This window comes from Nostoc sp., assembly GCF_036917275.1.
GTDB lineage: Bacteria > Cyanobacteriota > Cyanobacteriia > Cyanobacteriales > Nostocaceae > Nostoc.
This window is the reverse complement of record NZ_JBALDF010000009.1, coordinates 40,041-65,870: the sequence shown is the minus strand read 5'-3', so window position 1 is coordinate 65,870 and position 25,830 is coordinate 40,041. Positions and strand designations below refer to the sequence as shown.

The 25,830-nt window shown below is 41.4% G+C and carries 20 protein-coding genes and 1 pseudogene; 9 read left to right on the top strand and 12 right to left on the bottom strand.

Translation table 11 applies throughout. The annotated features are described in order from the left end of the window. Nucleotides 1-1,068 precede the first annotated feature (1,068 nt). Together V7K35_RS03755 and V7K35_RS03750 are read left to right on the top strand one after the other, a co-directional pair. Entirely contained in the window at nt 1,069-1,371 is a 303-nt protein-coding gene (locus V7K35_RS03755) for a hypothetical protein (RefSeq protein WP_335076516.1), read from the top strand. 53 nt (nt 1,372-1,424) lie between these two features. Then, nucleotides 1,425-2,858, top strand: a complete 1,434-nt coding sequence (locus V7K35_RS03750; protein ID WP_335076514.1) for an oligosaccharide flippase family protein — start codon at nt 1,425-1,427, stop codon at nt 2,856-2,858. A gap of 409 nt (nt 2,859-3,267) precedes the next feature. Here the strand turns inward: V7K35_RS03750 and V7K35_RS03745 are convergent. From V7K35_RS03745 to V7K35_RS03735, 3 genes and pseudogenes are all read right to left on the bottom strand, one after another. Then, nucleotides 3,268-3,627, bottom strand: a pseudogene (locus V7K35_RS03745) (FIST N-terminal domain-containing protein); the annotation flags it as partial. Nucleotides 3,628-3,669: 42 nt separating this feature from the next. Next, entirely contained in the window at nt 3,670-4,965 is a 1,296-nt protein-coding gene (locus tag V7K35_RS03740; RefSeq protein WP_335076512.1) for a hybrid sensor histidine kinase/response regulator, read from the bottom strand. Nucleotides 4,966-5,702: 737 nt separating this feature from the next. Continuing rightward, nucleotides 5,703-6,356 carry a response regulator gene (locus V7K35_RS03735; RefSeq protein WP_335076510.1) on the bottom strand — a complete coding sequence of 218 codons (654 nt, stop codon included), beginning with the start codon at nt 6,354-6,356 and terminating at the stop codon, nt 5,703-5,705. Nucleotides 6,357-6,707: 351 nt separating this feature from the next. On the opposite strand from V7K35_RS03735, the gene lipA reads away from it, so the two are divergent. Then, nucleotides 6,708-7,628 carry a lipoyl synthase gene (gene lipA / locus V7K35_RS03730; RefSeq protein ID WP_335076508.1) on the top strand — a complete coding sequence of 307 codons (921 nt, stop codon included), beginning with the start codon at nt 6,708-6,710 and terminating at the stop codon, nt 7,626-7,628. A gap of 196 nt (nt 7,629-7,824) precedes the next feature. Further along, the gene (locus tag V7K35_RS03725) at nt 7,825-7,962 is read left to right on the top strand and encodes a photosystem I protein PsaX (RefSeq protein WP_104907558.1); all 138 of its coding nucleotides are present in this window, start codon (nt 7,825-7,827) and stop codon (nt 7,960-7,962) included. 21 nt (nt 7,963-7,983) lie between these two features. Here the strand turns inward: V7K35_RS03725 and V7K35_RS03720 are convergent, their stop codons facing one another. After that, nucleotides 7,984-8,850: a branched-chain amino acid ABC transporter permease gene (locus tag V7K35_RS03720; RefSeq protein WP_335076506.1), complete on the bottom strand. Its 867-nt coding sequence runs from the start codon at nt 8,848-8,850 to the stop codon at nt 7,984-7,986. Nucleotides 8,851-9,066: 216 nt separating this feature from the next. Between V7K35_RS03720 and hrmK the strand changes: the two genes are divergently transcribed. Continuing rightward, nucleotides 9,067-10,914 carry a hybrid histidine kinase/response regulator HrmK gene (gene hrmK / locus V7K35_RS03715; RefSeq protein WP_335076504.1) on the top strand — a complete coding sequence of 616 codons (1,848 nt, stop codon included), beginning with the start codon at nt 9,067-9,069 and terminating at the stop codon, nt 10,912-10,914. Nucleotides 10,915-11,169: 255 nt separating this feature from the next. Next, entirely contained in the window at nt 11,170-11,997 is an 828-nt protein-coding gene (larE, locus tag V7K35_RS03710; protein ID WP_335076722.1) for an ATP-dependent sacrificial sulfur transferase LarE, read from the top strand. A 25-nt stretch (nt 11,998-12,022) separates the two neighbouring features. Here the strand turns inward: larE and V7K35_RS03705 are convergent, their stop codons facing one another. Continuing rightward, a complete protein-coding gene (locus tag V7K35_RS03705) occupies nt 12,023-12,385 on the bottom strand; it encodes a DUF4864 domain-containing protein (RefSeq protein WP_335076502.1) in 363 nt (120 codons plus the stop codon). Between the two features lie 44 nt (nt 12,386-12,429). After that, on the bottom strand, nt 12,430-13,497 hold the full coding sequence (locus V7K35_RS03700) for an SGNH/GDSL hydrolase family protein (protein ID WP_335076500.1): 1,068 nt from the start codon (nt 13,495-13,497) through the stop codon (nt 12,430-12,432). Nucleotides 13,498-14,010: 513 nt separating this feature from the next. Between V7K35_RS03700 and V7K35_RS03695 the strand changes: the two genes are divergently transcribed. Continuing rightward, nucleotides 14,011-14,217 carry a helix-turn-helix domain-containing protein gene (locus V7K35_RS03695; RefSeq protein ID WP_335076498.1) on the top strand — a complete coding sequence of 69 codons (207 nt, stop codon included), beginning with the start codon at nt 14,011-14,013 and terminating at the stop codon, nt 14,215-14,217. A gap of 514 nt (nt 14,218-14,731) precedes the next feature. Next, a complete protein-coding gene (locus tag V7K35_RS03690; RefSeq protein WP_190728355.1) occupies nt 14,732-14,944 on the top strand; it encodes a hypothetical protein in 213 nt (70 codons plus the stop codon). Between the two features lie 73 nt (nt 14,945-15,017). On the opposite strand, the gene V7K35_RS03685 is transcribed toward V7K35_RS03690, so the two are convergent. The 5 genes from V7K35_RS03685 to psaA all read right to left on the bottom strand — a co-directional run bounded on the left by V7K35_RS03685 (nt 15,018) and on the right by psaA (nt 21,969). Next, a complete protein-coding gene (locus V7K35_RS03685; RefSeq protein ID WP_335076496.1) occupies nt 15,018-15,923 on the bottom strand; it encodes a DNA-methyltransferase in 906 nt (301 codons plus the stop codon). Nucleotides 15,924-16,706: 783 nt separating this feature from the next. Then, nucleotides 16,707-16,913 (bottom strand): hypothetical protein, encoded by a 207-nt coding sequence (locus V7K35_RS03680; RefSeq protein WP_335076494.1) that lies wholly within the window; start codon nt 16,911-16,913, stop codon nt 16,707-16,709. Continuing rightward, nucleotides 16,903-17,304 (bottom strand): hypothetical protein, encoded by a 402-nt coding sequence (locus V7K35_RS03675; RefSeq protein ID WP_335076492.1) that lies wholly within the window; start codon nt 17,302-17,304, stop codon nt 16,903-16,905. Before V7K35_RS03675 ends, V7K35_RS03680 begins: the two co-directional genes overlap by 11 nt. 62 nt (nt 17,305-17,366) lie before the next feature. Beyond that, a complete protein-coding gene (psaB, locus tag V7K35_RS03670; protein ID WP_334795372.1) occupies nt 17,367-19,598 on the bottom strand; it encodes a photosystem I core protein PsaB in 2,232 nt (743 codons plus the stop codon). A gap of 112 nt (nt 19,599-19,710) precedes the next feature. Further along, nucleotides 19,711-21,969: a photosystem I core protein PsaA gene (gene psaA / locus V7K35_RS03665; protein WP_334795373.1), complete on the bottom strand. Its 2,259-nt coding sequence runs from the start codon at nt 21,967-21,969 to the stop codon at nt 19,711-19,713. An 889-nt stretch (nt 21,970-22,858) separates the two neighbouring features. Between psaA and V7K35_RS03660 the strand changes: the two genes are divergently transcribed. After that, a complete protein-coding gene (locus V7K35_RS03660; protein ID WP_335076720.1) occupies nt 22,859-24,547 on the top strand; it encodes a hypothetical protein in 1,689 nt (562 codons plus the stop codon). 16 nt (nt 24,548-24,563) lie between these two features. Here the strand turns inward: V7K35_RS03660 and glsA are convergent, their stop codons facing one another. Continuing rightward, nucleotides 24,564-25,478, bottom strand: a complete 915-nt coding sequence (glsA, locus tag V7K35_RS03655) for a glutaminase A (RefSeq protein ID WP_335076490.1) — start codon at nt 25,476-25,478, stop codon at nt 24,564-24,566. Nucleotides 25,479-25,830: the final 352 nt, after the last annotated feature.

The following is a 25,830-nucleotide window of genomic DNA, read 5'->3' as shown; positions in this document are numbered from 1 at the left end:
CTAGTTACGATACTTCCCGTCTGTCGATGTTGTTTGAGTAATTTTTCAATAAAACTTAAGGCGACTCAAAATTGCTTGGCTAGCAGCCTTTGAGAAATCTTCCCTTCAGCGTATGTCTCAACAATTTTCTGGCGTAGGTCAAGTGAGTATGCTTTTATTTCTACTGAAGGAAATACGATTAAGCTATTCTCTATCTGTACCTCACTGGATCGGGAAACACTATATGTAAATTTTTGTAACGATAATTAAACTTTTGATGCATTTTTTTATACTATATATGTGCAAGTTTTGTTAATCAGTAATTATGCGTAAATAAACAAACAACTTCTAAGCAAGACTAAATTAGTCTAGCTAAACATGCTGAAGTTGGGATTCAAATAGGAATCACTAGCTGTCCAAGGTATTTATCGAGAAGGTCAAAAACGCTATGACTATTTCAATATTATCAAATCACTACTTTTGCTCATGGATTAATACTTCTTGCTTGTTTATTGTATAAACCAGTTGTTTATATTACACGTCCCAGATTAATATTATTATCTTAGGTGCTAAGTATATTATTTATACTGGTAGATATGCTGTAAATATTACTCTTGAATATCTGCGTAAGTAGAAAAAAATAGTTCCTTCTTTTGTATTCATTATTTGTGAGCCTTAAGATCATGAGCAGATTGCTAGCTTTATAAAAAAAGAAAAGCATTATATTGTATCTGGAACGGCGAATGCTAATTTATTAGACAGATATCAACGTCAGCATACCTTGAATCAACTTAATCAATTAGCTGTAACAGGAGTTTTTATCCCTTGGGATACTCTAAAAAACAGAATACTTTTATGCTTGATAGTTTTGGGAGAAATAGTATTCAAGAAAACAGACCCTGGCTGAGGTGAGTAGCTCCACTATTAGTCGTGTACTAAAACCTTTGGGATTAACCCGAAAAAAATATTCCATGCCACTCAAAGGCAGACAGAGCGAGTTCAAAACTTACGAAGAGATTACAGGAAACAAATAACCACCCTACAAGTAGAGAATTTGGTATTTGTGATGAAGCTGTAGTCAATTTAGGAATGACTCGTCAATTTGGACGGGTATTATTAGGACAAAGAGCTTATGGAACACGTCCTCAACAACGAGGTAAGAATGTGAGTCTTGTAGCGGTTATCGATTGGATAATAACACCAAAACCCTTGCTGTCAAATCATTTCAGCAAAGTTTTTGTATCTCACTCAACTGCATACCGTTATATAAGTGCGATGCCTACGGCGGTAAACTACGCATTGCGAGGTATTATTGTTTCGACAGCTATTCTGGGGGCAACAGAACAGTGCCTTACGGAATATTTCGAGCCAGTAAACGAGTATTATATATAACTCTTAATTTCAGCAAATTAACTTCATAGAACACACGTTCGTATCTGATCCAAATGTTTACTGCTATAAGTAATTCCCTCTCAATGATGGTCAATCGGTTAGCACAAAGCATTACAGCCTTTGTATTAACCGCTGCTATTGCTAAGACTTTAGGAGTTGAGGCTTTAGGGCAGTATCTACTAGCGTATAGCTTCTACTATATGTTTATGGGCATTGCTTCACAAGGACTAAAAGTATTGTTTACCAGAGAAATAGCCCGTGAACCAGAAAAAACATCTGTTTGTTTAATAAGCGGTAGCTGGTTGCAATTAATATTTAGTTTTTTCAGTTATGGGGCTTTAGTGATTGTAGTGTTTTTACTTCCCTATAGTTCTAAAACCTCGACTATTTGCTACATCATGGGCTTAACGATCATTCCTTTTGCACTTTCTAATATCACTGAGGCAATTTTTCAAGCTCAAGAAAAGATGCATCTGATTGCCATCGCTACAGTGCCAGTGTACATTGGACGCGTAATCATAATGATTTGGGCGATGCAACTGAAATATGGAATTGAATCTGTGGGGGCAATTCTATTTTTTTCAGAAACACTAATTTTGGTAATTGAATGGATTTTTATCACACAGTCAGTCAAAATCCAATGGCAGATTGATAAAATTTTTGTATGGGATACAATTAAAAATGTACGGACATTTGTTGCTATTGAAGCAATGGCTGTAGTCAGTAGCAGAATGCAAATCTTGATTCTTTCATTATTAGGAAATGAATTTTTAGTTGGTCTTTTTGGTGGAATAGGACAAGTCCTACAACCCTTTTGGATTGTTGCCAACAGTATCAGTGTAGGCATGTTCCCGACACTCTCAAAAGCAGCAGATCAAGGACAGGAAAAGCAGCAGCAGATCACTGAAAGCTTTATTGAAATTATACTAGCTATGGGATTACCCTTATTCCTTGGATTGTTATTTTTTGGTAAAGATTTACTGGTTTTTATCTATACCCCTAGTTTTGCTCAAGGAAGTTTAGCTCTGAATATAACTGCTATATCACTGCTTTTATTACCCTTCATACGCACACTGTGCAATCTACTTGTAGCCAACCATTTTGAGATAGTGAACCTGCGTGAAGTGTTTATTACAACTATATTAGCAAGCTTGGTAGGTGTGGCATTAGTTCCGCAATATCATTTACTAGGTGCAGCTATAATGACATTGGTAATGACTGTTCTTGGCTTTAGCCAGTATGTTTACTTTACCTATACTCTCTTATTTCCATTAAATTTTTGGCGAATTATTCGCCGTCCAGTTATAATCGGCACTTTAATGCTAGTTGTATTTTTAATTTTAAAATATATTAATTTAGACTTTTTATTAACTCTGATTATTGCGACTTCCTTTTATATTTTATTTGTTATTTTGATGAGTATTCATGTTTTAGGTGGAATTCATATTATTTGGGAAAAGTTGGTAAAAAAGCTAAAAAAGGGATGAAGTTTCAATGCTTGACCCTGCTTATAAAATAGCAAATTTGCTAAGATTTTAAAATAACGAAACTAATGAATATTGAATATCTTCAACCAGAAAAAAAGCACCGGAAAATTAGTAACGGTAAACGAAACTAACCAAACAATCTAGGGCAAATGCATCTAAAGTAGAAAAATCATTTTTCTGCAAGAGTTCCAATCTTGAGCATCAAAGACTATTTTTTAATCAAAATTTTTCTCCGGTAAGCATTTCAGAAATCACGTGCGTTTATCCTGATGGATAAATCCGCTGGGAGCAATAAGGATAAAACATCCCTGTTTTACCTAAATAAACTTAGCAAATCTGAAACCGTAATTAATTACGAATTACTAACTATTCAGTCACTATGACCTCATAAGGTAATGAGCATTTAATTTGCTTTAGCTTGCTCCACAGCTTGTTTAGTTACAGTAACTTGATCACCTGAAACTTTGCGGCCAACTTCTGCATGAATTTCAACTTCGTCTGAGCAAAATAACATTAAAGTGATTGAGTCCTGCTAAAACTCTAAGACGGAATAAATTTCTTTATCTGTTGTTCTACCAATCAACTCAATCCCCGGAAAAGCCTGATGAATTTGCTGCAAAATGAGGGAATGTTCAAAGTCAATTGCAGCAAAAATAATCCCAGCTTTTGGTATATCTCCTGCAAGAGAATTGGTACATTGCTGAAGAACTTCTTCAACTGCTGATAGAGAATCTGGATCGTTACTGTGACCTACTACTGCTTTGAACATAAATTTACCTATTATATTAATGAACGTGATTTGCTATGATTCTTAAATGGGAAGCTTGATAATAAACTCTGAACCTTGTCCTATTGTTGAATTTACCTCTAGAGTTCCTCCATGTTTTTCGACAACAATTTGACGGGCAATTGATAATCCTAATCCTGTACCTTGACCCACAGGCTTGGTGGTGAATAAATGGTCAAAGATTTTTTGCTGGACATCAGCAGACATTCCCATGCCATTATCTTTAATGCGAATCAAAATATGATTTTTGTTTTCATTGAGGGTAGTCTGAATCAAAACTTGGTTGGGATTTGCTTCAATTTCAATATAGGTGCGTCCTACATTAGACTCCTCTAAAGCATCAATAGCATTAGCTAATAAATTCATAAATACCTGATTTAGTTGTCCGAGAAAGCATTTTAATTCTGGCAAATTATTGTAATCTCTAATTACTTGAATATCGGGTCGATTCTCAGATGCTTTTAAGCGGTATTTGAGAATCATGATTGTGCTGTCTATGCCATCATGAATGTTGCAAGAAACTTTGCGATCGCTATCTGCTCGAGAAAAGGTTCTCAGACTAGTACTAATGTTGCGAATACGCTGAACACCCTCTTTCATTGAGGAAATTAAATTAGGTAGATCAGAAAGCATGTACTTCAAATCTATCGTTGCAATTTCCTCTTGAATTTCTGGAACCGGATTTGGATAGTGCAGCTGATAGAGATCAATGAGGTTAATCATGTCTTGGAAATATACTGAAGCGTGTCTGAGATTGCCATGAATGAAACCAACGGGATTATTAATTTCATGAGCAACTCCTGCTACTAATTGACCAAGGGCAGACATTTTTTCCGTCTGTACAAGCTGAAGTTGAGACTCTTGTAAGTCTTTTAATGCCCTAGACAACGCTGCTGTCCTTTCTGCAACTCGTTTTTCTAAAGTTTTTGTGAGATTTCGTAATTGAAGATGGGTTTTAATTCTAGCTAATAACTCTTCTTCATGAAAGGGTTTTGTAATGTAATCAACTGCCCCGATACTTAGACCCGTTACCTTACTATCTGTATCAGAATTGGCTGTCATAAAAATTACTGGAATATCACAAGTTGCTGAATTTTGTTTCAACTTTTTACAGGTTTCAAATCCATCTATTCCCGGCATCATCACATCTAATAAAATCAAATCAGGTAGGATAGATTCAGCCTGTTTAAGTGCTCTTTTACCATCCATCTCTGTAGCAACTTCAAAGCCTACATTAGTCAATATCTCAAAGACCATTTTTAAATTAGTAGTAGTATCATCTACGACTAAAATTAAACTATCTTCTGGTACATTCGGCATGTTTATAACTCTCTTATAATTCATGTATTGAAATTAATTTAACTCCTTGTTACTTGTTCACTATTCACCCTGCGATCGCAGCTAAGTTACCTCTATTTTATTAGCATACTGATTGATAAATTTCTAGTCTGACAATCCTATAGTTCCCAAAAACTCTGATAAGAGCAACATTCTCACACTAAGTTGCCCTATGCGACCAAGGCGGGAGTGAAATGAACTATTAACTACTAAATTTATCTGGTAAAGATTTGCTCTTGCTGCTTTCAATCTGTGGACTAGTTATCAAGTTTTGATCCAAATTTTGGATGCGAAAGACTAAACAACAAAAAAGCCTGCCGTTCTCGTTAGCTTAAGAGCAAACTGCGGCAGGTTTAGTGGATTTATAACTGCTTCGCTAAACTGTCAACCTCTTCTCCTGCGAAGACGCTGCATAAACGGGGAATTCAAAATTCAAAATTTATAGAGGCGCAGATAATTGCTAGTACAACATGGCAAAAATCCACCTACTATCTCAATTAATAATACTTGGAGCTTAACATGGGGCAAAATCCCTTGTTAAAGGTAGTCAAACTTCTGCCACAGTGTACTAGTTATTTTTCTCTGTTTTTGAATTCTGTTGTCAACCATGATTTATCAAGATAAGTGTTTTTGAACTAACCATTTTTATCCGCTTTTAATGGGACACCGTTATTAGAGACGGAGTATTTTAGCTGTGATAATAATAATGAGCACAAATGCTACTTGATTTTTTGTTTAATAAAAGTCACAACCTGAGTTAGCTGTTTCTTCAAACCATCAATTTCTGCTTGCATTTTGATAATTTTCTCGTTCAACGCATTAATTTCTGTGTCAGAGACTCCTCCAGTGCTAGGAGTTGCGTTGCTTGCCGCCGTAGGCATCGCAGTATTTACGACGCTAGGGGCTGCTACCGTACCATTGGTGACACCAGAAGTTATTTTTGTGCCATTTTTTACAGCTACTTCTGCTGCTACTGCGACTAGTTCTGGGCGTGGCTGTTTCGCCTTGGTCATAGCTAACTTAATCGCACTAATTAGTTGCTTCTGATCAAAAGGCTTGCCTAGAAATTCAAAATATTCAAAAGGTTCTGTGATTTTCTCGGTCACCTCTTCCTTGCGACCAGACATGATTACCAAAGGAATTTTCCTTAACTCCGGATCGGCTTGAACTTTCTGGAAAACCTCCCAGCCACTCATTTTAGGCAACAGGAAATCCAGCATAATCAGGCTGAGTTTTTCCTGAAGGATGAAATTTAGTCCTTCCAAACCGTCTTTTGCTTCCAGTACCTCAAAATTGCCCGGAGGCAACATTTCTCGTACTTTTACCCTGACAACTGTAGTGTCATCGATAACTAAAATCTTGTTGCTTGCCACGACTGTTTGCTCTAACAGAAACTTTAAGTGTAAATAGCGGCCTTGCCGATTGTCCTTGAGAATTCTCCCACTATATACAAAATTTCTATGAATTGGGGGATAGTATATTTCGGTATAAATGACATTGCTAGAAGTGTTTTGCAAAACTTTTGCTTGCGCTCTTTTCAATTTGTGTCATGGTGATATTTAAGGCTTTAGCTTTGATCTAGGGCATAAGGGACATGAGGACATGGAGACACGGTGACTTCGTTAAGAGCATTCTCGCGTCTCCTGCTCCTTGCGTCTATTCTTATCTATCAATTTGTTAATTGACAGACCACTACTGTATATCCGCATCTTGCTTGGATGTCTATGATTTCGTCACAACAAGCCGAACTAAAGTCTGAAATTACGGCAATGCCTAGCTGGTTACGTCGTCCGATTGGCAAAGCCAGTGAAATCTCTACCGTACAACGCATTATCAAGCAGCGCCAAATTCACACGATTTGTGAAGAAGGACGCTGTCCCAACCGGGGAGAGTGCTATGCCCAAAAAACTGCAACTTTCTTACTAATGGGGCCTACTTGCACACGCTCTTGTGCTTTCTGTCAAGTGGATAAAGGTCATGCACCAATGCCTGTTGATTTAGAGGAACCCCAAAAGGTAGCACAGGCGGTGCAGCTTTTGGGATTGCGTTATGTGGTGCTGACTTCTGTAGCGCGTGATGACTTGCCCGATCAGGGCGCAGTCCACTTTGTGAAGACGATCACCACTATCCGCGAGTTGAATCGAGAGACTCAAATTGAAGTGCTGACCCCAGATTTTTGGGGTGGTGCTGGTGTTGGAGAGTCAGGTCAACGCCAGCGGATAGCCATGATTGTAAAAGCCAAACCAGCTTGTTTCAATCACAATATCGAGACAGTGCGACGGTTAACTGGGCCAGTGCGCCGGGGAGCCAAGTACGATCGCTCGCTTTTGGTACTGGCTGTGGTCAAAGAAATTGATCCGACAATTCCCACCAAATCAGGTTTGATGCTGGGACACGGAGAAACTACCGATGAAGTCGTCGAAGCAATGGCTGATCTAAGGGCTGTGGGGTGCGATCGCTTGACTATTGGGCAGTATATGCGTCCAACTCTTGAACATCTGCCAGTCCAAAAATATTGGACTCCAGAGGAATTTGATCAACTCGGCAGATTAGCATGGGAAATGGGATTCAACCACGTTCGTTCTGGGCCTCTGGTTCGCAGTTCCTATCATGCTGGAGAGGAGGGAGTAGGGAGTGGGGAGTAGGAGGAGAGAGGCGGGGAGCAGTGAGCAGAGGGAAAAGGAGGTAATTTTAATTCTCCCCCTTGGCCCCTGCGCCCTACCCCTCTGCGTCTTCCCATGCCCAATTCCCAACTTCACACAAATATTCTTAAAGAATTTGGATATTTGGTACACCAGTTTGGTATTTCTTAAAAAGTCCTGATATTAGGAGAACCGCATTATGACTGCTAAAGCTAAGAATTCCCCAGTTGCCGACAGTGGAGCTAAACCTCCCTACGCCTTTCGCACAGGCTGGGCACTATTATTGTTAGCTATCAATTTCTTGGTAGCAGCCTACTATTTCCACATTATTCAATAGTTAGAAGTGGAGTGGTGCTGCTCAAATCGTTCCTTTGAATAAACCTTTGGGACGAATGAGCAGCACCAAAATCATGATCAACAGGGCTACACCTTGTTTGTACTGTGAACCCAGCCAAGGGGTGCTAACTTCTTGGACGATACCAATGATAAAAGCTGCTGCGATCGCACCGTAAGGGTTGCCAATCCCACCAAGAATCACTGAGGCAAATAACGGTAAAATTAAAAACCATCCCATATTCGGGCGTACGGCTGTAATTAACCCATACATACTGCCACCTAATGAGGTTAGAGTGCCGGCAATTAGCCAAGTCCAGAAAATTACTCGGTCAACATTGATACCTGAAACCCTGGCTAAGTCCAGATCGTCGGCAACTGCTCGCATCGCCTTACCAATTTTGGTATTTTGCAGCAGGTAATGCAGCGCCAAAATTGCTATCACCGCCAACCCCAATACCAATAATTGATTTTGCGGTATCTTTAAACCCAAAATATCTAAAGCTGGAGTAACAGGTAAATCATAATTTTGGTTCTTGCCACCCCAAATAAAAATAATGCCATTGCGAAGAAATAAGGCAAGCCCGATAGAAATAATAATCAGCGTAGTGGAAGTAGCACGGATAGAGCGCATCTTTGACCAGAGTAACTTTTCCGATAACAGCATTGCTGCTACAGTTCCCGCCGCCGCCAGGATCATCGACAGCCAAATATTGACTCCAATAGTGTTTATCAACCAAGTTAAATAGGCTCCCAAAGTGAGAAAGTCACCATGAGCAAAGTTAGATAACCGTAAAATTCCGTAGGTAAGAGTGAGTCCAACTGCGGCTAGAGCAATAATGCTCCCTACTGCAATACCATTAACGATTAGTTGGGCGAATTGTGTATCCATAAGCTTTAAATTGCTTTAAAAAATTTTAAGTGAGTGATTCATATAATAATTTTTTTGATCTAGCTGCTAAATTCGACATCGTTCGACATCATAAGTTATGGTTGATAACAACATAAGTTACGGTTTATAAATAAATAAAGAATTGTCCGCTAATATACAGAAAATCCTGTTCGGATTTTTATGTGAAGCTAAATTTGTTCAGCGGTCTAGTTGACCATGCAGCAGTATTCAAGCTTACCAGACCAGAACTCACAGATAGATGCAAGGCCAAAACCTTTGACAATAATTCAGCAACTTTGCGCCAAGTTGTGGCTGGAGAGCAGCTTGAACCAGTTGCAAAGTTGCCTTAATGATTGCCTGCTTTCTGCTTGTAACACTGTCCGATCGGCAGGAGCCGCAGAAGCAGAAATTTTTCAAACTGTGGTTCAAGAGATTAACATTGCTCTGGACAGCAGTAATGTGGCTTTTACGCATTGTGCCGTAGGCATTGCTCTATTTCAAGGACAAGAAACTGTTGCCACAGTTTGCTATATTTCTTGTTCTCCATCCCCAAACTCGCAACCTCCATTTCCAGAAGTGCTAACAGCAGAAAAAAAGCTGCCGTTGAGGTTGCAAGAGGTTATAGAACTCGAAGATTTGCAGCAGCTTGAGAATCAACAACCACCGAGCGCTTGGCGGTTAGCTGATGATTCTGACAACCTTATAGGCTGGCTAATTATCGCCGCAGTGCCCCTAAGCTCTGATCGTGAGTCGCTCATAGAATTACAAGCTAAACTCAGATCACAATTGATGGCAAGGTCTGCCAAGCATTGTACTACAGCCTTGGTACAACTTAGACACATTCTATCTTGGCAGCAACGGTATCAACAGTTCAGTAACTTTAATCAAGAATTGGAGCGCACCAATCAACTCAAAAATCAGTTTCTGGCAAACACCAGCCACGAAATTCGCACACCGCTTGGTTCTATTATTGGGTTTACCCACCTGCTTTTAGCCCAAGGGTATCAACCAACCATAGAACGTCAGCAAGAGTATTTAAATATCATTCAGTCTAGCGGCAAGCACTTGCTAGCTCTGATTAATGATATTTTGGATCTGTCTAAAATTGAAGCAAATCAGATGGAGGTGCAGTGGGAAACAGTAGATGTACCACTGCTGTGTATCAATGTTTTGGCAATGGTGAAAGAGAAAGCCGCTAATAAGGGTTTGAGACTGTGCCTAGAACTTGAACCTGATATTACAACCTTAGTAGCTGACTCCTTACGGCTCAAGCAAATGCTGTTGAATTTACTCTTTAACGCCTTAAAGTTTACTAGTAAAGGAAGTGTTGGCTTACAAGTTGCTCCCAAAGGTGTATTTGTGCATTTTACAATTTGGGATACTGGCACTGGCATTTCCCAACAAGACCAGGCTCAACTGTTTGAACCCTATTTCCAAATTGCCAAGGCTGTCGATGGTGTTGAAGGTACAGGTTTGGGTTTAGCAGTGACTCGTAAACTCGCCGAAATTCATGGTGGTTCCGTAAAAGTGGAATCTGAAGTAGATCGCGGCTCCCGTTTTACCCTGATACTTCCCCTTGAGCAAGAGGCGGGAGTGGGAGGAGATGAGGGAGTAGAGGGAGCAGGGGCAGCAAAATACTCCTCATCTCCTTTGTTTTTCACCCCTAGTTCCTCAGTAGACATTTTGCTGGTAGAAGATGACTTACCCAACGCTGATTTGATCCAAATTTATCTAGATCAATTGGGATATCAGGTGACTTGGGTTAAGAATGCTGCCCAGATGTGGGAAGCTCTAACACACTTAGACCCAGCGGTGATTTTAATGGATGTTTGTCTAGCAGATGCAAATGGTCTTAACTTGGTACAGCAACTGCGAGAAAATCTCCAATATCGGACGATTCCGATAATTGTTCAAACAGCAATGGCGATGAAAGGCGATCGCGAAACTTGTCTAGCAGCTGGAGTAAATGACTATATTTCTAAACCGATTGATTTACCACTTTTAGCCAGTCTGGTGGCTAAGTACAGCAAAGCATCAACCGAGGTTGATGGGCAAATAGAGTAGAAAACATCTTAATAAATATATTTAGCAATTAAAATCGCGGCTATATTTATGTAGTCGTTCGCTTCTAGTCTCGTAAAAAACATATTATTCCCTGAACTTATGGATAAGATAACCCAAATGTATAGTACATATGTATGATGGGTAAGTCCGATAATTATCTGTGTTTAGCTACTCTGCAAAATTCCACATCATCGGAATTTGTGCCTAGAATGGAATTTGTTGGGTGCTATAGGGTTTCGGCAGGATTGGGAAATGATGCTGACAGAAAAATTTGAGCAATTAAGAGCCTTATTTATAGAAATGGAGCAGGCGTTGATTGCTTACTCAGGGGGCGTTGATAGCACTTTGGTTGCCAAAATTGCTTATGATGCGCTGGGCGATCGCGCTTTGGCTGTCACGGCTGTTTCTCCTTCACTGTTGCCAGAAGAGTTGGAAGATGCCAAAATTCAAGCTGCAACTATTGGGATTCCTCATAAAATTGTCCAGACTCACGAGATGGAAAATCCCAATTACACTTCTAACCCCGTCAACCGCTGTTATTTTTGCAAAAGTGAGTTGCACGACACTCTCAAACCTTTAGCTTTAGAGTTGGGTTATCCCTATGTAGTGGATGGGGTAAATGCCGATGATTTGCATGATTATCGCCCAGGAATTCAGGCGGCAAAAGAAAGAGGGGCGCGATCGCCTTTAGCAGAAGTGGGTGTTACCAAAGTTGAAGTTCGGCAACTTTCGCAACAACTCGGTTTACCTTGGTGGGAAAAACCCGCTCAACCGTGCCTCAGTTCTCGCTTTCCTTATGGTGAAGAGATTACTGTAGCTAAGTTACAACGAGTTGGTAGAGCAGAAATTTTCCTGCGAAAGCTAGGTTGGCAGAATTTGCGCGTGCGATCGGAAGGGGATACAGCACGGATTGAATTACCAGCAGAACAAATTAAAGAGTTTGTGTTGACTAACGATTTACAGAAAGTAGTTTCGGCATTTCAGGATTTTGGATTTATCTACGTAACCCTGGATTTAGAAGGTTATCGCAGTGGTAAGTTGAATCAGGTTTTGAATCGGGAAGTCTTGAGTGTTAAATTATAAGATTTTAGTTCTATAGAGATAGAATTTATACTTCTTTACTTTCTAGAGAAACTAGAAAGCAACCGTTAATCTTCCAGATATTATCTGCCTGTTTTTCCATTAAATATAAAGCCCTCAAGGGAACTCCATCAGGAGCAAGTAGCAGCACTGGTTGAGTTATGTTTCCCTGAATGGTTGTTATCTTCTCAAAAAAGACAGAGCGAGGACGGTATACTGCTGGGTAGCTTATCTTCACCATCTGCATAAAATTTTCTGGAGTTCCAAATTGCGCTTGAATTGCCGGACTGGCGAAGGCAAAAGCGCCTTGGGCATCATCCTTTTTAAAGGCTGCTAATTGGTGTTCAATTAGAGAACGGATGGTAATGGCGTCGTTGTCGGTAACTTCCATAAAAAATCTAAAATTGCGTAGGCGCAGCCCGTCGTAGACATCGCTCAATTTTGGCGCTGAGTGAGCTTGTATTCTATCTGCTGTAGTGCCGAGCGCCACACATCATAACCCTCTTGAGACAGGTGCAACCCATCTGTAGTCAACTCTGGGCGCAAATTGCCTTCCATATCCGTAAACCAGCTATAAATATTTAGATAATTAGCGCCTTCTTGTTTGGCAATCTGGGTTAGTTGTATATTAATGTGACGAATGCGGCTATTGGAAAGTTTTGCTAGGCGAGTAGGCAAAATTGATTGGACAATGATTTGAGCTTTTGGGTGAGTCTGCCGTAAACGACGGATAATCCGGCGATAATTACGCAAAATTGTGTCATCACTAGCGCCTTTTCGTAAGTCGTTAATCCCAGCCATGACGTAAATCACATCTGGCCGGGTTGCGGAAAATGCCCCCAATCTTTTTAAAACGCCACTGGAAGTATCTCCAGATATGCCTTGATTCAGCCACAATTTCCCAGCAGGTAGTTTTTCTCTAGGAAACCACATGCTCAAAGAATCACCCACTAAGATACTTAGATGATTTGCACCTTGGCCTTGAGCGATCGCTCTAGCTTCTAAAGCTAGTAAACTTTTCCAGTCATCATAAGTTAGTTGACGCTTCTTAATCGACTCCCACAATGATTGCAAATTATCACTATTTACGCGTGTATAAATCTGACCTGTTTTCAGAGCCGCCAATCTTTGGTAGTAAAGTTGATTACCAGATGTCAATGAAATACCAGTTGCTTGGGCGCTGGGGTTGACTAATGATTCTGTTGGGACTGGTAATCCCTGACTACTCAGTTCTGGTAAGGAGAGATCAAAGCCCTTGATATTTTTCTCACCTGCTGTTGGCTGCGAACTTTTTAGGGGTTGGAACGTTTGGCCACTGAGTTCTGGTAAGGGGAGATCAACACTGGGGATGATTTGTCTACTTACTATTGTCTGCGAGCCTTGTTTCAAATCCCACAGGAATCCAGAATTTTCTGGCAGGACAATCGACAAATGTGGAAGAGCCGATGCTGGTATTGCTAATCCTGTTAACAAGCCTATTGCCAACAGATAAGGGTCCCTCATCGCTTTGTCTCTCCTCTACTCACTGCTTTTCCCTATGACAGCATTAGTTGCCTGTATTCAGGAAAATTTTACTTCGGTTAAGTATTATTCTTATTTACACTGTATAGTTCTGTAAAGCCTATTAACGAGATTATATTAGACAATTCACGATCTCTTTAAAGTACGGTTTTTTCGGTGGTATACAAATCTTATTTTTGAGGATACTTCTCCTGAAAGCACTATTTTCACAAGCCGACCATTTTTTATAACCAGTGGTCACAAATATTGCAAGTCGATGTAAACTCGGTCATTATTGGATAATTTTTGATTATCTCAGGACAGAGTTTTTTGCTTTTGATGTTGCTACCATAGGAAATAACCATTTGATTTCAGGTTTCCATATCTTTGGAAATTGTGGCGATCGCAGATAGTTTGCTAAACTGCTAGGCGATGTCTGATGACAAAGCGCTTCTCGTCTACGCTTTTTAATTTCTCATAGGAAATTGAGCGGTGCAAATGCATCAGTTATCAAATATGAGATTATTAAATATTCGAGAATTAGTAGAAGAGAAAGGATGGATACTAAAAGAAGTTTCTGACCGTTACGGGGTAATTAACAGCATAGTTAGAAGTTATACCCGTTGTTCAGGAATGACAACAGTTGACTTTACTGCTATCCACAGATTGGCTCACATCTTTGATGTGACGATTGAAGACCTAGTGGAAATTCTAGAGGAATAGGCAAAAGTTTAACTTTTAAGGATGTTCATAAGGTAATGAGCATTTAAGTTGCATAAAACCAGGGTTAGAGCCGCTTACTAGAAGCGAATCAGCCTGGAAAAATCAATGACGATTAGCTTATCATACGATGATGTGCCCTTAATGAGCAAGTAAAAGGTTAGTCCTACTGAGAGTTCGAGAACTTGCTCAAAAAAAGGTTAAACTCTCAAATTGGTTTAGGAGAATTCTGGAGTCATCTACAGCGCTGTTAAACACTATACACGTTACGCTGAGATAAAAAAAGTTAAATTTATTTTCATCTAAAAGTTGCCTCTTCCCTTTGATGCGATGATTAAGAATTTGATGCAGATTGTCCAGTAGTAGAAAATTACCTGTATTTCTGTTGTAGTTATATATATACATAATTGAAAATTTATGTTTGCTGATTGAAGTATGAGTTTAAACACATTTAAATTAAGTTTTAACTATACAAAATAACTTCATTGGAAGTGCTAAGATTTAGGCTGAATCATTAGTGTTTTCCTTTTCTTCCGTGGCTAGAGCTAGTACAGCGATTGGTGTCAGTCCCATTATTAAAGAGATTGTGCAAAAACAGGCACATTCAACACGTTTGACCCTGAAAGAAGTTATTCTTATGGGAATGTTAGCAATTGACAAACTAGATGATCAAGGTCGTCAAGAGCTTGCGGATCAAGTTCATCAAATGCAGGTGAATGGAGAAATTTGAGTGAGTAGTTATGAGTTAAGAGTTGTAAATTATATATTTTAACTCCTCAGTCTTGACTCTTTACTTAATTTGCTTATTGGCTAAATCGATAACGACTTCCTGTTACATAATCTTCATTAATTTCAAAAGATATCCATCGGCGTTGCAGAGTTTCAGCAACAAATCCGGTTGTGTTAGAACCTGCGAATGGATCTAAAACCATATCACCTTCATCAGTTAAGAATTTGATGAAGAACTCGGCGAACCCTTGAGGAAAACGTGCTGGATGGGGTCTAATTTCTGCTGCTTTGCAGCGTTGTAAATAAGCGCTATTAGATTCAGTATTAGCAATTTCTAGCAAATTTGGCGGAATTGCACCTTGGTTATCCTTTTGAAATTTATCAGAAATATTATGTCCACTAGGACGTATTTTGGCTTTATAGCCATTTTTGAGTAATTGTTTCATACTTTGGCTATAGGGCTTTAAAACTTTTCTGTTATCTGCTTTAGGATTAGGTGTTTTAGACAACCACCAAACTGTATTTACAGAATCTTTCACACGAATCCGCCTGATTGTTACCCACTCAGCAGGGGTTGGCAGTCGAGCCGGATTATAGTGGTAAAATTCTTGAGCAAGAAAGAAACCTACTTCTTTGCATAATCTAACTAAAAGTTCGTATTGGTAGATACTTCGCACAGGATTACCAGGAAGGTAAGCACCGCCTAAATCTAGTACGAATGAGCCATTATCTGCCAGTACTCTTTTAAATTCATAGGCAAAAGGTAGAAACCACTCAATATATTTTTCAGCAGTCTCATTACCGTATTCTTTTTTGCGGGTGAGAGCAAATGGGGGTGATGTGATAATTAAATTAATACTATTATCATCAATAAATTTAATAAGTTTAAGGCTATCACCTAAATATGCTGCTCCATTCTGCTGGGTATAAGAGGGATCAAAAATTATTTCTTTTGCTGGCGTTATTGGTTCTTTTTGCAAGAGTTATAAGATTATCTCGTTTTTTATAGTTATAACTTGTTTTGGTATTGTCCAAGTATTTAATTTTAAAAGTTATTTTTTTAACGCAGAGGAATATAAAGGAGTATATTAACTTTGTATCCCTGTACGTAAGAATATACTTCTGAAATATTTGGTTATATAACTGACTTAAAAACTACCACTTTATGTCTGATAAATTTTTACCAGACATAATGATTTTAGCAAAGTTTTGGGGTTTAATTCCCCTGCTACAATCGCAGCACGAATTGAACGCCTAATTTAAATCCCGTTACAAAACGTAATTGCGAATGGGCGAAAAAGCGAATTGCGAAGGCCAATGCCTACGGCACACTTTGCGATCGTAATCATAAAATACCAGAATTAAGTTTAATTTTAGGCGATTGCGGTTTTCAATAGCTTCATAACAGACTTTAAATTATGTCAGTTTCAAAGCTTGAAGCATTACTGTATTCAACTGCTGAACTTGACTTGCTCCTAATTTACCTATCCTTCTGGTGATTAGTCTACGCTCTATAGTAGTTATTCGAGTCACCCTAACTTTAGAAATAACCCGTAATCCAGTACTAGTAAAATATGGATCTGAAGGTTCTAAAATGAACTCTTCTAGACTTAAACTACTTATATTTTGAGATTAAATAAAACATAAAGTGACATCATTACCTATAGTGTCTATCCATAAAACTAAACCAGGGCGTAGCTTTGTTCCACTCAAGTCTGTAAATGGAAATGGAACCAAGACGATATCACCTTTTTGGAGAGATATTAGATAGGTTCTCCGTCGTAAAGTGAGTATATATCTGGTTCATTTTCAAGAAAGTTAAAGGCTCCTTCAGTCTGGGCAAGTAGCATTAGATCACGAGTTGAAGGCTCTGATGAATTAAAAAACAGTTTTTCTTCCAATAGCGATCGCTCCTCATTAGAGAGAGATAAGATAACTTGCAACAGTGATTCAACAAGTTTAGTGTTCATTTCGTATTTCGGTTTGTTTTACATACATTTTTTCTATTAACTCCCTTTCGTTTTTTCCTTTTGGGATATGTATGAGAGATAACGAGATACCGATTTCTTGTTCATCTTCTCGATCAAGTGATTCAAATTGCGTGAATTCATCCTCCATTAAGAAGTAATGTGCTTCTTCTTCATTAGAAAATGTGTATTTAGAACCATCACAATCTAATATTTCAGCGGATAAATCATCGTAAGTTCTTAACCTTGCCCAATTTAAGTTAGGAAAACTACATGACATCAGCCACCAATTTTCTTTGATAATAGATTTTTGTTGGAATTGCATTTTCTTTCCATTTATTTTTATGGCACTTTCAACTTCTATTACTGTAATTTTAAACTTAATTAATTTCACAAAAAATCCCCCACCTTTCGGCAGGGGATTTTTATTACTTACCTACAAAACTAGCAGCCGAATTAACCGAACTTACCAGCAGTGGAAGCAATCAAGAATGCTGCGTAAGTCACGATGTAGCCAACAGTGAAGTGAGCTAGACCAACTACACGAGCTTGAACAATTGACAGAGCCACGGGCTTGTCTTTCCAGCGAACTAGGTTAGCTAGAGGAGTGCGTTCGTGTGCCCAGACAAGGGTTTCAATCAACTCTTGCCAGTAACCTCTCCAGGAGATTAAGAACATGAAGCCAGTAGCCCAAACTAGGTGTCCAAACAGGAACATCCAAGCCCAGACAGACAGGTTATTCACGCCGTAGGGGTTGTAACCGTTAATCAACTGAGCGGAGTTAGCCCAGAGGTAATCGCGGAACCAGCCCATGAGGTATGTAGAGTTCTCATTGAACTGAGCCACGTTGCCTTGCCAAATACCTAGATGCTTCCAATGCCAGTAGAACGTAACCCAACCAAGGGTATTGAGCATCCAGAATGTAGCCAGGTAGAAGGAATCCCAAGCTGAGATGTCGCAAGTACCGCCACGACCGGGGCCGTCGCAAGGGAAGGCATAGCCGAAGTCCTTTTTATCGGGCATCAGCTTAGAACCACGGGCATCCAAAGCACCTTTGACCAAGATCAAGGTGGTGGTGTGGAGACCTAAGGCGATCGCATGGTGTACCAAGAAGTCGCCAGGGCCAATAGTCAAGAACAGGGAGTTAGTACCAGCATTAATCGCATCTAGCCAGCCTGGTAACCAGACGTTAGCGTAGTTGGGCCATGCTGTGTAAGCAATACTATCTGGGTTAGATAGCAAGGTGTCTAAACCGTACAGTACCTTACCGTTAGCAGCTTGGACAAATTGAGCAAATACTGGCTCAATCAAGATTTGCTTTTCAGGAGTGCCAAAAGCAACTACTACATCGTTGTGTACGTACAGACCAAGAGTGTGGAAGCCCAAGAAAAGGGATACCCAGCTAAGGTGGGAAATAATCGCTTCTTTGTGCTTCAACACGCGCTCAAGGACGTTGCCCTTATTTTGCTCTGGGTCGTAATCACGTACCCAGAATATTGCTCCGTGAGCAAAAGCACCAAGGATCAGGAAACCAGCAATGTATTGATGGTGCGTGTATAGCGCTGCCTGAGTCGTGTAGTCCTTCGCAATAAATGCGTAGGAAGGCATGGCATACATGTGCTGCGCTACCAGAGAGGTGACGGTTCCCAGAGCAGCTAGGTGAATACCCAACTGGAAGTGCAGCGAATTGTTATAGGTGTCGTACAACCCTTGGTGAGGCAGGTTAAACTGACCTTCACTGTTGGTACCAGGTACTAAACCGGATTTGGAGTTCAGCATTTCTTTGATGCTGTGACCAATTCCGAAGTTAGTCCGATACATATGACCGGCAACGATGAATAGAACTGCGATCGCTAGGTGGTGATGAGCTATGTCAGTCAGCCACAAAGCTTCTGTCTGAGGATGAAAACCACCCAAGAAACTCAGAATCGCAGTTCCTGCACCTTGCGATGTCCCGAAGATATGTCCAGGAGTGTCAGGGTTTTGAGAGTAAACACCCCAGTTGCCTGTAAAGAATGGTGTCAAACCTGCTGGGTGGGGTGGGGTGGATAGGAAGTTATCCCAACCTACGTGCTGACCGCGAGCTTCGGGGACAGCAACGTGAATTAAGTGACCAGCCCAAGCCAAAGAACTAACACCAAACAAACCTGCTAAGTGGTGGTTTAGGCGATGTTCAGCGCTCTTAAACCATGCCAAGCTAGGACGATACTTGGGTTGCAAGTGCAGCCAACCAGCGAACAAGAATACAGCCGCGAATAACAGCAAGAACACTGAACCGTTGTACAGTTCGCTGTTTGTCCGCATTCCGATCGTATACCACCAATGGTAGAGACCAGAGTAGGTAATGTTTACCGGATTGCTAGCACCAGCTTGGGTAAAAGCTTCGATCGCTGGTTTACCAAAGTGGGGGTCCCAAATCGCGTGGGCGATTGGACGGATATGAAGGGGATCTTTAATCCACTGTTCAAAGTTACCTTGCCAGGCTACGTGGAACAGGAGGCTGGATGCCCACAGGAAGATGATTGCCAAGTGACCGAAGTGAGTTGCGAAAATCTTTTGGTAAAGATTTTCTTCCGTCATGCCATCATGGGTTTCAAAGTCGTTGCCTGTAGCGATCGCATACCATATCCGACGAGTCGTCGGGTCCTGTGCGAGATCCTGGCTAAATTTGGGAAATTTTGTCGCCATAGGTTTAATAAATCCTCTGACCTTTAGCCATCAAGTATCAGTTCAATTTCGGATTTTAGATTTTGGATTTTGGATTGAATCTAAAATCCAAAACCCAAAATTTTGCTGATTGCTACCCTACTGAAAGGATGTGTGCATGGAAGAATGCCCAAGTCGTGGCAATCCCTCCCAAGAGGTAGTGAGCTACCCCTACAGCCCGACCCTGAATAATACTCAGAGCGCGAGGCTGAATTGCTGGTGCTACCTTCAGTTTATTATGCGCCCAAACTATGGACTCAATTAGTTCTTGCCAGTAGCCGCGACCACTGAACAGGAACATCAAGCTGAATGCCCAGACAAAGTGAGCGCCTAAGAAGAGTAGACCATAGGCAGACAGCGCACTGCCATAGGAATTGATGACTTGTGTAGCTTGTGCCCACAAGAAGTCCCGTAACCAACCGTTGATGGTAATGGCGCTTTGAGCAAAGTTACCACCAGTGATGTGAGTCACAGTACCATCTGCATCTACGGTTCCCCAGACATCTGATTGCATCTTCCAGCTGAAGTGGAAAATTACAATCGACAGGGAGTTGTACATCCAGAAAAGTCCAAGGAATACGTGATCCCAACCAGAGACTTGACAGGTACCGCCACGACCAGGGCCGTCGCAAGGGAAGCGGAAGCCCAAGTTTGCCTTGTCTGGAATCAGACGAGAGCTACGGGCATATAGTACACCTTTGAGCAGAATTAGGACGGTGACGTGAATGGTGAAGGCGTGAATGTGGTGAATTAGGAAGTCCGCTGTACCCAAAATAATGGGCGCAGCTGCCACTTTACCGCCAACAGCCAAGACACCGCCGCCAAAGACATAGCTTACTGGTTCTAGGGCATTGGGTGCAGTTGTACCAGGAGCCAAGGCGTGGATATTTTGTATCCACTGGGCAAATACTGGCTGCAACTGAATTCCTGTATCAGAGAACATGTCTTGAGGACGACCCAATGCACGCATTGTGTCGTTGTGGATGTAAAGTCCAAAGCTATGGAAGCCGAGGAAAATAGACACCCAGTTCAGGTGAGAAATAATCGCGTCACGGTGACGAATTACCCGATCCAGCAAGTTGTTTTGGTTCACAACTGGATCGTAATCTCGCACCATGAAGATCGCAGCGTGAGCCGCTCCACCAACGATCAAGAAGCCACCGATCCAAATATGGTGAGTGAATATGCACAACTGCGTGGCGTAGTCAGTTGCCAAATATGGATAGGGGGGCATCGCGTACATGTGATGCGCGATGATGATGGTCAGCGAACCCAAGAAGGCCAGGTTAGTAGCCAACTGAGCGTGCCAGGATGTGGTCAGGTTTTCGTAGAGACCTTTGTGACCTTCACCGGTGAAAGGGCCTTTGTGGTTTTCTAGGATCTCTTTAATGCTGTGACCAATACCCCAGTTGGTACGGTATTGATGACCAGCAACGATAAACAGAACTGCGATCGCTAAGTGGTGATGAGAAATATCAGTCATCCACAAGCCGCCTGTTACTGGGTTCAGACCGCCCTTGAAGGTCAGGAAGTCAGCATACTGACCCCAGTTCAAGGTGAAGAAAGGTGCTAAACCAGCAGCAAAGCTAGGGTACAGTTCGGTCAACAAGTCTTTGTTCAAGATGAACTCGTGGGGCAAGGGTATGTCTTTGAGAGCAACGCCTGCATCCAAAAGCTTGTTGGTCGGTGCGGACACGTGGATTAAGTGACCTGCCCATCCTAAGGAACCACAACCTAGCAATACTTGCAAGTGGTGATTCAGCATCGACTCCACATTCTGGAACCATTCCAGTTTGGGAGCGCGTTTGTGGTAGTGGAACCAGCCAGCAAATAGGAATAAGCCTGCTAATACCAAGCCACCGATCGCAGTTACGTAAAGCTGGAAGGAGTTTGTAATCCCCCAGCCACGCCATACTTGGAACAAACCGGAGGTGATTTGAATACCGTGGAAACCACCGCCAACATCACCGTTTAAAATGTCTTGTCCCACAATGGGCCAAACGACCTGGGCACTTGGCTTAACGTTTAACGGGTCGGTTAACCAAGCTTCGTAGTTAGAAAACTTCGCACCGTGGAAAATCATCCCACTCAACCAAACCATCACTACGGCTAAGTGGCCGAAGTGGGCTGAGAATATCTTTCGGGATATGTCTTCTAAATCGCTTGTATGTGTATCAAAATCATGGGCGAGTGCGTGCAGGTTCCAAATCCATGTGGTGGTTTTGGGACCTCTGGCTAAGGATCTGTCAAAGTGTCCAGGTTGTGCCCATCTCTCGAATGAGGTAGGAACCGGATCGTTATCGACGATTACTCTTGCCTTTTTCTCCTCTCGCTCTGGAGGACTTATTGTCATTCGACCTCCTCTCTTGATAAGGAATGAGGATTTATGGATACCACAAAATGAACCATTACCACATACTCCAGAATTTTACTGAAGCCGCGATGAAGACCCGATGTGGAGAGTTGTTTCTCGTTGAATTATAGAGTCTTCACTTGTACTTTGTTAGAGATATTTTAACAATAATTCAAACTTGTGGAAATATTGCTGAAATTCCTGCCTAATCTAGCTTTTAACCGCAAACTAATTGGACAAAAGTCAATAGATTATCTATTTAATTTACAAAGAATAACAATTCGTAAAATTTATGGTTTGGTTGTATATAGAGGATGTTCCAGCTTTTGCTGCTGTTAGTTGTGAATATTTGTGTCATGTTTCAATTGTTATAAGTAATAAGCTGTAAAGAATATGACTTGTTTTAAAATTTCCTGAGATATGCAGGAAAACTTATGGGATCTGAGGCAGATTTCACCTTTTGGGCTATAGTTCCCTATGGACAGTTTGAGCCAAAATAATCTGTCAATCAATTTTGGATTTTGGATTGATCCCGACCACTGTCTTCTCTAGGAGACGCTTTGCCAACGTAGCGGGACGAACTACAGGTACTTGGCTCTGAGGATTTTGGATTTCCAATTTTGGTAAGCGTTAGCTAGTCATACGCTCCTACGCCGCTCTAAGCGTTCGCGAACAGCGTCTCTAAGAGTTGCCATGCCGCAGGCTTTACGCTGCGCGAACGCTACCGCTTCTCTACGAGACGCTGCGTGAACGCTAAAGCTACGCTATCCGAGCGAATGAGTGGATTTGTTCCGTCCACGCTTGGACAGGGTATAAACCAAAATAATCTAAAATCTAAAATCTAAAATTGATATGGTCAATCGTCGAAGATTATCACTGGGTGCAACGCATGAACTCGTGGCAAAAAAGGGTGTTAGAAAAGCTCCTCCCTAAGAGGTTCCCGATTTTCAGGTGGGTAATGACTTTAGTGCTGGTATTAAGCTTGACCAGTTGTGGCGAGAAAGTCAAAAGCCAGGAAGTATCCACTGGCTATAAAGAAAACCCTGCACAGATTTCTCAAATTTCAAAGCAATTTTCGGAAGTTTCCCCACCAGCTGTTATCCAAGAACTGCGGACAATTTTGGAAGTTTATCAGCCACAAGTGACAATTGTTACTCCAAAACCTGATGAAGTTTTTCAAGACAATAAAATTACAGCCAGTTTTCAGGTTAAGGATCTACCAATATTTAAAGACCCAGAATTACAACTAGGTCCCCATCTACACGTAATTCTAGATAACCAACCTTATATACCTATTTACGACCTGAATCAGCCCTTGCTTTTGCCAGACTTGTCTCCAGGGACTCATACCCTGCGCGTCTTTGCCTCCCGTCCTTGGCATGAAAGCTTTAAGAATGAAGGCGCTTATGCCCAAACAAGATTTCACGTCTTCACCAAAACCGACGACAACAACCCAGATCCCAAATTACCCCTGCTAACTTACAGTCGTCCTCAAAGCAGCTACGGAGCAGAACCAATCTTACTGGACTTTTACCTAACTAACGCTCCTCTGCACCTTGTCGGCAAGGAAAACGCGAATGATGAATTCAGTGATTGGCGCATCCGCTCGACAATTAATGGTGAAAGCTTTATTTTCGATCGCTGGCAAGCAGTTTATCTTAAAGGCTTCCGTCCAGGAAAAAACTGGGTAAAACTGGAATTTCTCGATAACCAGGGAAATCCTGTCAAAAATGCCTTTAATACGACAGTCAGACTGATTGACTACCAGCCAAAAGGTAAAGATACCCTGTCGAGAATTGTGAGAGGGGAACTCACAGCAGATGAGGTGCGCCCCGTTGTAGACCAGAATTATAAACTTGTACCTAAACCTATACCCACGCCTTCTGTTGAAAAAACACCCCAAATACAACCTGAGGAAGAAAAACAGCCCATTCCTGAAACTGAAATTCCAAAAAAATCCAAAATACAGCCAGAACAACCAAAATTAGAAGTTCCAACGGCTGCACCATCTCCCAGCTTGTCCCCAACACTACCAGAAATAATTACGCCAACACCAGAACCACAGCCAGAGGTAATACCAACACCGGAATCAACGCCGTTACCCGAAAAAGCTATACCTCAGCCAACAAAACCCAGATTTGGGGGATTTTTTAACCGTCAGACGCGCAAGACGCCCACTCCACAAGTAACAATTGCACCATCTCCTAGTTTGCCACCCACGCTGCCAGAGATTATCGAGTCTCCTGCACCAGAAATAATTACGCCAACACCAGAACCACAGCCAGAGGTAACACCAACACCGGAATCAACGCCGTTACCCGAAAAAGCTATACCTCAGCCAACAAAACCGAGATTTGGGGGATTTTTTAACCGTCGGAAGGGCAAGACGCCTACTCCACAAGAAACAGTTGCACCATCTCCTAGTTTGCCACCCACACTGCCAGAGATTATCGAGTCTCCTGCACCAGAAACAATTACGCCAACACCAGAATCACTGCCAGAGGTAAGACCAACATCCCCCACTTTGCCAGCTATACCTACCCCAGCAGTTCCAGAAACTACACCAGAAGAGAAGTAAAAAAATAATGATTAGCTTAACCAAAGACACTCAACTGTAACTCTTGCGCTAAAACCTCAATAAATGCGATCGCTGCTACAGGATTACCGATATTATCCAACCCAGGACTATAGCAAGCGATCGCACCCTCACCTGGTATTATTGCTACAAGTCCACCACCAATCCCTGATTTCATCGGTAGACCAATCCTGACTGCAAACTCGGCAGAAGCTTCGTACAGTCCACAAGTTAACATCACAGCATTGACAATTCGGCGGTTTTGTGCTAATAAATAGCTATTTTCACAAGCTAGGAATTTTCCTAATAGGGCTAAATCTTCCACTCGCCCAGATATACAGCATATTTGTTCGTAGGTGTCAAGCGCTGTTTCTAGATTTTCTAAATAACCTGTTTCGGCGAGATAATTAGCGATCGCTTCATTGGCTGTTGAGCGGGTTAATCGCACCGAAGCTAGCATTACCTCATCTAACCTGAGTTGACAACCTGCTAATTGGTTGAGCCATTCACAAAATAAAAGAGTGCGTTGGCTAGCATCCTTGCCGGGTAATTTATCAGCGAGGGTAATTGCCCCACTATTAATCATCGGGTTGCGGGGACGGCCGTGATCGGCAATGAGTTGTTCTAAAGAATTGAAGGGTGCATCCGATGGTTCCACCCCAACCCACCCAAAAACTGTTTCTGCACCAAAATGTTCTAGTAGATAAAGTAGAGAAAATGTCTTAATAACGCTCATTAGCGGGAACACACAAGCTGTATCCCCAAAGCAGATAGTTTGCCCCGATTTACAACAGAGGTAAACTGCAAACCAACCAGGATCAGCCAAAGCTAATTGCGGAATGCGATCGGCAACTTGTCCTCGTTCAACTTGGGTTTTGGCTAATTGCACCCACGCTGATAACTTCGTAGTAGTTAGTTTATCAAGTCTTTTCAAATTGTAAATTTTCTAAAATTTTATTTATTAAATAGCAATTATCTTAGCTTTAACCGGGCAGGTAAAAATAGGAGTTGGAGAGGTATTTTGCGTAAGTCCTGTATCTAACTCTCCTGCAATTAAACTTAGATTTGGTTTTGTCTAAGCCGTTAGTAGCAACACACGGTAATATATGATTATTTTTCAGCGGCCTATTTCAGAAAATTATAGGACTTACGCAAAAATTGCCAACTTCGCTTAATTTATCGAACCGCCAAGACGAGGCAGTGCGTTGGGCGGCTCTGCCGACTTGAAGCAACTGCCGTGCCAAGAGCGCCGAGAATTCGTACAGTGTGCGTAAGTCCTAAATTAG